Origin of the sequence: Kitasatospora sp. DSM 101779 (genome assembly GCF_025655475.1) — a bacterium.
Classification (GTDB): Bacteria; Actinomycetota; Actinomycetes; order Streptomycetales; family Streptomycetaceae; genus Kitasatospora.
Map to the genome: position 1 here is coordinate 4,763,526 of NZ_JAHTIK010000001.1, position 10,070 is coordinate 4,773,595.

Genomic DNA, 10,070 nt, shown 5'->3' on the forward strand with positions numbered 1-10,070 from the left:
CGGGCCGGCCGCGCCCGCGGCCACCGACTGGGTCCGCCGCGCCGCCGTCCCGCCGCCCGCACCGGCACCGCGCTGGCGGCCCTGGCGGTTCCGGATGTCCAACGACGTCTGGGGCACCCCGGTGGTCGCCGACGGCACGCTCTTCGTCTCCAGCTTCGAGGTGCACGCCCTCGACATCGCCTCCGGCGAGCGCCGCTGGAAGACCCGCGACGTCGCCTGGGCGCTCGCGGTCGCCGACGGCCGGGTGCACGCCGCCGACGGCCCGCACCTGTACACCGTGGACGTCGCCGACGGCACCGAGCGCTGGCGCAACTCCCTCGACGGCTGGGTCTACTCGCTGGACGCGGCCGACGGGGTGCTCTGCTGCGGCATCAGGGGCGGCGGCGTGCAGCTGCGTTCGGCCGCCAACGGCGCGGAGCTGTGGCGCGCCGACGACGCCCAGCAGGACTACGAGAACCCGCAGTCCGGGCCGGCCCTGGTCGGCGGCGCCGCCTACTACTACGGCGGCGGGCGGCTGCGCTGCGTCGACCCGCGCGGCGGCGGGCTGCGCTGGTCCGTCCCGGTCGGCGAGGACGTGCCCTCCCGCCCGGTCGAGCGCGGTGGCGTGCTGTACGTCACGGCGGGCCCCCGGGTGTACGCCCTGGACGCCGCCAGCGGCGCCGAGCGCTGGCGCTTCGACGCGCCGGTGGTGCTCTTCACCCCGCCCGCGCTGGACGCCGGCGCCGCGTACGTCGCCGACTACCTCGGCACGCTCTACGCCGTCGACCTCGCCACCGGGCGGGAGCGCTGGCGCGGGCGGACGGGCAGCCGGCAGGGCGCCGAGCCGGCGGTGGTCGCGGACAACGCGGTGCTGCTCGGCTCGGGCGAGACCCTGTACGCCTTCGACGCCGCCACCGGGCGGGAGCGCTGGCGGTACGCCGCCCGCGGCGAGATCGTCGGCTCGCCGGCCGTCGCCGACGGTCTGGTGCACCTGGGCAGCCGGGACCACTCGCTGCACACCGTGGACCTCGCCACCGGCCGGCTCCGCTGGGAGCTCGGCACCAAGGGCGAGCTCACCGGGTCGCCGGTGGCCGTCGCCGGCCGGGTCTTCGCGGGCAGCAAGGACCGCTGCGTGTACGCGCTGGACTCCTACTACGGCACCGCGGTGCCGCAGTAGGAGCAGGCGGCCGGAGGGGCCGCGGGGATCAGCCCGTCACAGCCCCGGGTGGCGGGCCCGCCAGCCCGCCCAGGCGGACTCGATCATCTCGTCGACGCCGTACCGCGCCGACCAGTCCAGCTCCTTGTGGATCAGGTCGGCCGCGGCGACCACCCGCGCCGGGTCGCCCGCGCGGCGCGGGGTGACCTCGGGCTCCACCGCGCGGCCGGTGATCCGGCCGATCGCGTCGAGCATGCCGCGGACGGAGACGCCCTCGCCGCGGCCGATGTTCAGGGTCAGGCCGACCGGCTCCCCGGCCGCGTCCAGCCGGCGGACGGCGGCGAGGTGCGCGGCCGCCACGTCCTCCACGTGGATGTAGTCGCGGATGCAGGTGCCGTCCGGGGTCGGGTAGTCGTCGCCGAAGACCAGCGGCGGCAGGCCGTCGGTGAGCCGCTGGAAGACCATCGGCACCAGGTTGGTGACCCCGTCGTCGGCCAGCTCGGGCGAGGCCGCGCCGGCCACGTTGAAGTACCGCAGCGAGACCGCCGACAGGCCGTACGCCTTCGCCGCGGCGGCCAGCAGCCACTCGCCGACCAGCTTGGTCTCACCGTACGGGTTGATCGGCGCGCACGGGGTGGACTCCGTCACCAGGTCGGTGTCCGGCATGCCGTAGACCGCGGCCGAGGAGGAGAACAGCACCTTGCGGACGCCGCCGGCGACGGCCGCCTCCAGCACGATGCGCAGGCCCTCGACGTTCTCCCGGTAGTAGAGCAGCGGCTCCGTCACCGACTCGCCGACCTGCTTCTTGGCCGCGATATGCAGCACCCCGGTGACCTCGTGCTCGCGGACCGCCGTGTCCAGCAGCGCCCGGTCGAGCGTCGAGCCGACCACCAGCGGCACCCCGGCGGGCAGCCGGCCGGCCGAGCCGGAGCTGAGGTCGTCCAGGACGACGACCCGCTCACCGGCCTCCGCCAGCTGCCGCACGACATGTCCGCCGATGTAACCGGCGCCGCCCGTGATCAACCAAGTCATGTCCGAGATCCTATGCGGCACCCGTTCGAAACCGCGGTGACCGGTGGCCGGTGCGGGCCGGGTGTGTTCGAGTCGAGTTGTCCGACACCCCGATAAGTACGGTCCGGTACGATCGCAGGCGGTTATCGTCAGCGGGAGGAGCAGGTCGCGGGATGACCGCCAGCACTCCCGGCACGGCGCCCAGCACGTCACCCCAGGTCAGCGTCGTGGTGATCGTCTTCGACGACGCCGCGCACATCACCGATGCGGTGCGGTCGGCGCTCGCCCAGGGGGACTCCGTCGCCGAGGTGATCGTGGTCGACGACGCCTCCACCGATGCCACGCCCGAACGTCTGACCAGGCTTGCCGCCACCGACCCCCGCGTGAGAGTGATCACGCGCACGGAGAACAGCGGCGGCTGCGGCACCCCCCGCAACCAGGGCCTCGCGGCGGCCCGCTCGGCCTACGTGATGCTGCTCGACAGCGACGACGTGCTCGCCCCCGACGCCGCCCGGACGCTGCTGGAGACGGCCGTCGCCGAGCAGGCCGAGGTGGTCGCCGGAGTCTGCGTCCGGCGCGAACTGCCCGCCGGCACCGACACCCCCTGGCAGCGCGACCTCTTCCCCGCGGCCGGCGCCCCGCCCCGCCGCTACGAGGGCATCGGCGAGCGCCCCGAGTTCCTCCGCGACACCCTCTGCGTGAACAAGCTCTACCAGCGGGACTTCCTGGACAAGCACCAGGTGCGCTTCGCCGAGGGCCCGGTGCACTACGAGGACTTCGTCTTCACCGCCCGCCTCTACGCGGCCCGGCCGCGGCTGGTCGCGGTCGGCGACACCGTGTACCTCTGGCACGTCCGCCGGGAGGCCGGCCGCCAGTCGATCTCGCTCCGCCGCGACGAGGTCCGCAACTGGCAGGACCGGGTGGACGCGCACGCCGACGCGGTGCGGATCCTCGCCGAGGCCGGCGAGCCGGCCCTCGCCGACGCCGCCCGCACCAAGTTCATCGACCATGACCTTCGGATGTACGTCCGTGAACTGCGGACCAAGCCCGCCGCCTACCGCGCCGCCTGGTGGCGGATCGCCCGCACCCACCTCGCCGGCTTCGGCCCCGTTCCGCTGCGTGGCGCCACCCCGGCGGGCCGCTGGCTGAGCGAACTGCTGCTGGCCCGCCCCGAACCGGTCGAGGGCACCGACCTGGCCCGCGTCTGCGAGCTCGCCGCCGCCCCGCCCCGGCTCGCCCCGCCCTACCTCACCGACGAGGACGGCCGGCCCGTCCTGGTCGACGGTCTGCCGCTCACCGGCCTCGACGAGCTGCCCCCGGCCGGGCTGCCCCTGGCCGTCGACGGCACCGTGCGGCTCGGCCCGGTCTGCAGCATCCGGCTGCGGCTGCACGACCCGTACGGGCTGGCCTCCGCCGCCCGCCCGGTCGACGCCCGCCTGGAGCTGCGCACCCGGCTCGGCCCGCCGCTGACCGTTCGCCGCGCCCTGCAGCTCGACCCGCACCCCGACGGCGGGTGGACGGCCGAGACCACCGTGGACGCCTTCGAGCTGCGCGACGTCGGTGAGATGACCGCCTGGTCGCTGCGGGTCGTGCTGGGCTACGAGAACGGCGACCGCGCGGCCACCGCCGTCCGCGCGCCGGGCCTGGGCAAGCGGCATTCCGTCGTCTACCGGCCGCTGCTGCGCCTCGCCCTCGTCCAGGCGTACGGGACGACCAACGGTGAGCTCGGGATGCGCGTCGCCGACGGCGTGCGCGGCGGCTGGGAGGTCGTCCGGGCCCGGCTGCGGCGGCTGCTGGCCCGACTCGGCTGAGGGCGAACGGCCCGCCCGGGCCGGGGCGTGCGAGGGACCGCGGGGCGCCTGCGGGACGGGGCACTCCCCGCGCAGTGGGAGAATTCATCCCATTCCCATGATGCCGTGGCTCAATCGGCAGAGCCGCCACGGCAGCATCGGAGACCCTCAGCACGCACCCTCGAGCACCACCCGACGACAAGGACCCCCGCTCCATGCCCTCCAGTCAGGCGCAGCCGCTGGTCAGCGTCATCGTGATCGTCTACAACGACGCCGCCCGGCTGCCCCGGGCGGTGGCCTCCGCCCTCGGACAGTCGCTGCGCGGCCTGGAGGTGCTGATCGTCGACGACTGCTCGACCGACGACAGCTTCGCCGTGGCCCGGCGCCTGGAGCAGGAGAACCCGGGCCGGGTGCGGGCCCTGCGGCTGCCCGCCAACAGCGGCGGCTGCGGCGCCCCGCGCAACCACGGCGTCGCCGAGGCGCGCGGTGAGTACGTGATGTTCCTGGACAGCGACGACGAGCTCGCCGAGCACGCCGCGCGCAACCTCTACGAGGCGGGCACCCGTACCGGTGCCGACCTGGTCTCCGGCCTGAGCGTGCGGCGCTTCCTCGGAAACCGGTACGGCAAGACCGACGCCTGGTACCCGTGGATCTACTCGCGCACCCGCACCCTGGACTCGATCGCCGAACTGCCCGATCTGCTGGTCTGGGACACCCTCTCGACCAACAAGGCCTACCGCCGGACCTTCCTCGCCGAGCACGCGCTGACCTTCCCGGTCGGCATCCTCTACGAGGACCTGCTCTTCTCCTCGCAGGCGTACCTCGCCGCCGAGCGGATCACCCTGATCCCCAACCGGGTCTACTGGTGGGACGTCGCCCCGCCGAGCAAGGGCGAGCGCTCGCTCTCCAACCGCCGCCACGAGATCCGCAACTTCACCGACCGGCTGGAGATCCACCGCCGGATCGACGCGATGCTCGCCGACCGCGGCATGGTCGAGCTCAAGTACCGCAAGGACGTGAAGTTCCTCAAGCACGACCTGGTGCTGCACCTGCGCGACCTGCCCTTCCTGCCGGAGGACTTCCGCAAGGAGTTCGCCGAGCACGCCCGCGGCTACCTGGCCGGGCTGGCCCCGGAGGCGTACGAGGAGGTCGGCAGCCCGCAGCGGATCTGCGCCTACCTGCTCGGGCAGGACGACTGGGACAACCTGCTGCCCGCCGTCGACACCCTGATCAACCGGGACAAGCTCGCCGCCCCGCTCGCCGAGCAGGACGGCCGGGTGTACTTCTGCGCCGAGCACCTCGACGACCCCGAGGGCCGCAAGGTGCTCGACGTCACGGCGCACGGCTACCACGCGTCGCCGCTGCGCAAGCTCTTCCTGCGCAACCGGCTCACCCACTATGCCGCCGGGGCGCAGGGCGTCGAGCTGGCCGGCCGGATCGTCAACCCGCTCGGCCGGATCCCCGCCGACGCCAAGCTCGCCGCCCGGCTGGACTTCTCGCCGCGCCGCAAGGGCCTCAAGTCGTTCTCCTTCCCCGTTGCCGAGGTCCGGCACGACGGCGACGGCATCACCTGGCGCGCCACCGCCGACCTCGCCCGCAAGCTGCGCCCGCTGGGCATCCTGGACGCGGTCTGGGACGTCCGCTGCGTGCTGACCGCCAACGGCGAGCGCACCACCACCCGGCTCACCGTCGGCGACCTCGACCTCGACTCGGCCGCCGCCCCCGCCGTCCGGCCCCGGCTGACCCGGCTCACCGGCGACCGGCTCGCCCCGCACGCCACCGCCCGCGGCCACCTCGCCTTCGAGATCGCGGCGGAGGGCGCCGCCGCCCGGCGCGGCACCGACCTCGTCGAGCGGGCCCTGCGCGGCGAGGCCTCGGCGCTCGCCAACACCGCCGCCGACCGGGCCCGGCGCACCGCCCGCGGCGCGCTGCAGCTCAAGCGCACCCTGAACAACGGCGACACCAAGCTGAAGGTCTACCACCGGCTGCTGCAGCGGCTGCCCGTGGTCAAGGGCCAGGTGGTCTTCGAGAGCCAGCAGGGCCGGCAGTTCAGCGACAGCCCGCGCGCGGTCTACGAGGAGCTGGTGCGCCGCGGCGCACCGATGAAGCCGGTCTGGTCGTACGCGAAGTCGACCGAGGGGTTCCCGTCCGGCGCCACCCTGGTGCGGCGCTGGTCCTGGCAGTACCTGCGGGCCCTGGCCCAGGCCGAGTTCTGGGTGGACAACCAGGGCTACCCGTACCGGCTGCGCAAGCGCCCGGAGACCACCTACATCCAGACCTGGCACGGTTCGGCGCTCAAGAAGATGGGCTTCGACCTCGCCTCGCTGAAGCGGCAGACGCCCGCGCAGCAGGCCGAGTACCTGGCCGGGCTGAACCGCTTCGACCACTTCGTCGTCCGCTCCGAGCACGACGTGCGCACCCTGGCACCGGCGTACCGGATCGGCGAGGAGCGGCTGCTGCGGGTCGGCTACCCGCGCAACGACGTGCTGCTGCGCGAGGACGCGGGCAAGGACCGGCAGCTCGCCGGCGAGCTCGGCATCGACCTGTCCAAGCCGGTGGTGCTGTACGCGCCGACCTTCCGTGCGGACGCCCGCGGCAAGGTGCGCGCCTTCGAGCTGCCCTTCGACGTCGAGGAGTTCGCCGAGCGCTTCGGCGACCGGATGACGCTGCTGGTGCGCTGCCACTACCTGAACCGGTTGGTGCTGCCGCCGTCCGTCCGCGGCCGGGTGGTCGACGTCTCCGAGGTGCAGGACGTCACCCCGCTGTACCTGATGGCGGACGCCCTGGTCACCGACTACTCGTCCGTGATGTTCGACTACGCGCTGCTCGACCGGCCGATGCTGTTCTTCGCGTACGACTGGGAGGAGTACGCCGAGGACGTCCGCGGCACCTACTTCGACCTGCTGCGCGAGGCGCCCGGCCCGGTGCTGCGCGACGAGGGCGAGCTGTACGCGGCCCTGGACGAGCTGGAGGCCACCGGCAAGGAGTACGCCGACCGCCGGCGGGAGTTCGCCGCGGCGTACGGCGAGCACGACCGGGGCGACGCCGCGGCCCGGATCGCCGACCTGATGTTCGGGCCGGCCCCGGCGGCCGTACGGGCCGGGCACGACGAGCAGGACCAGCAGGAGCGGGAGGCCGGCCGGTGAGCCGCGACATCTTCATCGTCAGCAACAGCGTCGACGAACTGGGCGGTGTGGCCAGCTGGTCGCACCGGATGGCCGAGCTGCTGACCGGCCGCGGCCACCGGGTCGAACTGATCGGCATCTGCCCCGCGGTGCTGCACAAGGACTTCGGCGACGGCCTGCCGTACGGGATGACCACCCTGTACGACGGCCACCCGCCCGCCGCCTGGACGCCGGCCTACCCGTGGCAGCGGCTGGACGTCGCGGCCCGCCGCCGGCAGTCCGCCCGCGAAGCCGGGATGCGCGAGGCGGCCGAGCGGATGAACGCGATGTTCCGGGCCGCCCGGCCGGGCGCCGTGGTGATCGTCACCCAGGTGTGGGCGATGGAGTGGGTGGCGCTCGCCGACCTGAAGGGCCTCCAGGTCATCGGCATGAGCCACGAGTCCTTCGAGACCTGCCGGGCCTCCTCCCGCTTCGGCCGGGTGCAGCGCCACTACGCGGACGTCGACCGCCTGGTGGTGCTCACCGACGAGGACGCGGACGCCTGGATCCGCCAGGGCATGAACTCGACCTGCGGCATCCCCAACCCGCTGCCGTTCCCGGTGCCGGAGACGGCGGCCCCCGCCGCCCGCACCGTGGTCTCGATCGGCCGGCTCGCCCAGGAGAAGGGCGTCGACCTGCTGCTGGAGACCTGGTCCGAGGCCGTCCGCGGCCGCGAGGGCTGGCAGCTGAAGATCTACGGCCTGGGCGAGGAGGAGGAGGCGCTGCGCGCGCAGTGCACCGGACTCGGCCTGGACGACTCGGTCGAGTTCTGCGGGCGGACGGACGACGTGCCCGGCGCGCTCGCCGGCGCCGGGATCTTCGTGCTCTCCTCGCGCGGCGAGGGCTTCCCGATCTCGCTCATGGAGGCGATGGCCTGCGGCGTGCCCTGCGTGGCCTTCGACTGCGCGCCCGGCGTGCACGAGATCGTCCGGGACGGCGAGGACGGCCTGCTGGCCCCGGTCGGCAACACCTCCGCGCTGGCCCGCCAGCTCGGCCGGCTGATGGACGACCAGGAGCTGCGCGACACCATGGGGACGCGGGCCCGGGAGGCGATCGTCCGCTACGCGCCGGAGCGGGTGCTCGACCGCTGGGAGGAGCTGTTCGCCCTGCTGGAGGCATGAGCCGGGCAGGTGCGGCGTCCTCGGGCGCGCCGCGGCGGCAATTCGGACATACAGCTGAAATGCTGACAAAGCAAGCCTGTCCGTCACGCCTGCGCTCAGCCTCGGGAGGAGCCCCGCTGCGCCCGAAGAAAGAACCCACCCGACCGTCCCCGGCCGGCCCGCGCCCCACCGGGCCGAGGCTCCGGGTGCCGACCGGCGGCTGACCCCCGCCACCGGGGCCGGGCCCGGCGGCCGCACCGCGCAAGGGTCGCGGCCGCCGGGCCCTCCAACGCCCGGCCTGCCGGCGATCGGCTCCCCGGCGCTCGGGCATGTCGTCAGAGAGCAGTCGGGTGGTTGATTCAGGGGCCCCACGCGCCCCTGTGTGCCCAGTCGCCCTTGAGACACGACGTAAGGCCGGTCAGGCCCGGGCGGCCCTCGTCCGCCAGGGCAGCTCGACCGTCACCGAGGTCGGGCCGCCGGCCGGGCTCTCCACCAGGAAGACCCCGTCCACCGCGCCCACCCGCTCGGCCAGCCCCGCCAGCCCGCTGCCCGTGCGCGGGTCCGCTCCGCCCCGGCCGTCGTCCTGCACCACCAGCATCAGCCGGTCGCCGGACCGCCAGACGTCCACCGTCGCCGTCCGCGCCGCGGCGTGCTTGGAGACGTTGGTGAGCAGCTCGCTGACCGTGAAGTAGGCGATCCCCTCGACCGCCGGATCCGGCCGCTCGGAGCCCTTCAGGTCGACGTGCACCTTCACCCCGCCGGGCACCGTGCAGCGGGCCGCCACCGCCGAGAGCGCCGCGTCCAGCCCGCGGTCGGTGAGCACCGCCGGGTGGATGCCCCGGGCGAGGTCCCGCAGCTCACGCAGGGCCAGCTTCACCTCGCCGTGCGCCGCGTCCACCATCCGTGCGGCCCCCGCGACGTCCTCCGGCGTCCGGCTCTCGGACAGCCGCTCCCTGGCCAGACCGAGGTCCATCGCCAGGGCCACCAGCCGGGCCTGGGCGCCGTCGTGCAGGTCCCGCTCGATCCGGCGCAGGTCCGCCGCGGCGGTGTCGACCACCGCGCCGCGGTCCTCCTCCAGCTCCCGCACCCGCTCGGTCAGCGCGTTCGGGCAGAGCAGCACGCCGACCAGCATCCGCTCGACGGCCGCCAGCCCCCGCATCGCCCACGGCAGCACCGGCCAGCCGACCAGCACCAGCACCAGCGTCACGGCGAAGCCGATGATCCCCCACGGCAGCAGCAGCACCCCGTACAGCACCGAGCGCCAGCTCAGCCCGTCCGTCAGGCAGGCCACCACCCAGCCGGCCGGCCCCGGCCGCACCGGGGCCAGCGGGGCGGCCTCCGGCACCTCCGAGCCCAGCGCCGTCCGGGCCCGCCGCCGAGCCAGCGCCCCCAGCCACCGGCTGCCGGCGAGGCCGGCGGCCAGCAGCGGCAGTCCGAGCACCGTCACCGCCAGGCCCAGGCCGACGCACAGCGTCACCACCGTGAAGACGAAACCGGCGATGCCGAGCGGGAGGTTCAGCAGCATGTGCTGCACCTGCAGCCACATCTGCCGCCCGTACAGCGAGGGCCGGGCCGCCTTCTCCTCGCGGTCGACCTGGTCCTTCATCCGTGCACCGCCCTCCCGACGGACCTCGCCCCGTCACCGCAGTGGACCGGGCACCCCCTCGGTGCCCCGCCGTCCGCTGCCCGACCAGCATCGCGGGTCGCCGCGGGCCGCCGCCATGGGGTTGGACGCCCTCCCCGCCCGGGGGTTAACCCCACCCCCGGGACCACCGCTCCGGGCGGGGCCGCCGGGGCGGGTGTCCAGCATGCGTCTTGCGGATCGGGCGGGTTCAGGAGTAGACGAGCGGTGCACTTAGACTCACGCCTG

6 protein-coding genes are annotated in these 10,070 nt (G+C 74.5%); 4 read left to right on the forward strand and 2 right to left on the reverse strand.

The features are described from left to right. Positions 1-1,156 (forward strand): PQQ-binding-like beta-propeller repeat protein (locus tag KSNIM_RS21755; protein ID WP_263104862.1); only part of this gene is annotated, 1,156 nt, incomplete at its 5' end. A gap of 36 nt (positions 1,157-1,192) precedes the next feature. Here the strand turns inward: KSNIM_RS21755 and galE are convergent. After that, on the reverse strand, positions 1,193-2,167 hold the full coding sequence (gene galE / locus KSNIM_RS21760; RefSeq protein WP_263104863.1) for a UDP-glucose 4-epimerase GalE: 975 nt from the start codon (positions 2,165-2,167) through the stop codon (positions 1,193-1,195). Positions 2,168-2,319: 152 nt separating this feature from the next. On the opposite strand from galE, the gene KSNIM_RS21765 reads away from it, so the two are divergent. The 3 genes from KSNIM_RS21765 (at position 2,320) to KSNIM_RS21775 (ending at position 8,221) form a co-directional block, all read left to right on the forward strand. Beyond that, on the forward strand, positions 2,320-3,957 hold the full coding sequence (locus tag KSNIM_RS21765; protein ID WP_263104864.1) for a glycosyltransferase family 2 protein: 1,638 nt from the start codon (positions 2,320-2,322) through the stop codon (positions 3,955-3,957). A 194-nt stretch (positions 3,958-4,151) separates the two neighbouring features. Further along, a complete protein-coding gene (locus KSNIM_RS21770) occupies positions 4,152-7,082 on the forward strand; it encodes a bifunctional glycosyltransferase family 2 protein/CDP-glycerol:glycerophosphate glycerophosphotransferase (RefSeq protein WP_263104865.1) in 2,931 nt (976 codons plus the stop codon). Next, on the forward strand, positions 7,079-8,221 hold the full coding sequence (locus tag KSNIM_RS21775) for a glycosyltransferase (RefSeq protein WP_263104866.1): 1,143 nt from the start codon (positions 7,079-7,081) through the stop codon (positions 8,219-8,221). The genes KSNIM_RS21770 and KSNIM_RS21775 overlap by 4 nt, the downstream gene beginning before the upstream one ends. 397 nt (positions 8,222-8,618) lie before the next feature. Here KSNIM_RS21775 and KSNIM_RS21780 read toward each other — a convergent pair whose 3' ends face one another. Continuing rightward, positions 8,619-9,806 (reverse strand): sensor histidine kinase, encoded by a 1,188-nt coding sequence (locus KSNIM_RS21780; RefSeq protein ID WP_411543753.1) that lies wholly within the window; start codon positions 9,804-9,806, stop codon positions 8,619-8,621. Positions 9,807-10,070: the final 264 nt, after the last annotated feature.

Bases quoted from the DNA above. Each gene is read 5' to 3' on its own strand.
- KSNIM_RS21780 (WP_411543753.1), bottom strand. From the start codon at position 9,806: ATGAAGGACCAGGTCGACCGCGAGGAGAAGGCGGCCCGGCCCTCGCTG.
- KSNIM_RS21765 (WP_263104864.1), top strand. From the start codon at position 2,320: ATGACCGCCAGCACTCCCGGCACGGCGCCCAGCACGTCACCCCAGGTC.
- KSNIM_RS21770 (WP_263104865.1), top strand. From the start codon at position 4,152: ATGCCCTCCAGTCAGGCGCAGCCGCTGGTCAGCGTCATCGTGATCGTC.
- galE (WP_263104863.1), bottom strand. From the start codon at position 2,167: ATGACTTGGTTGATCACGGGCGGCGCCGGTTACATCGGCGGACATGTC.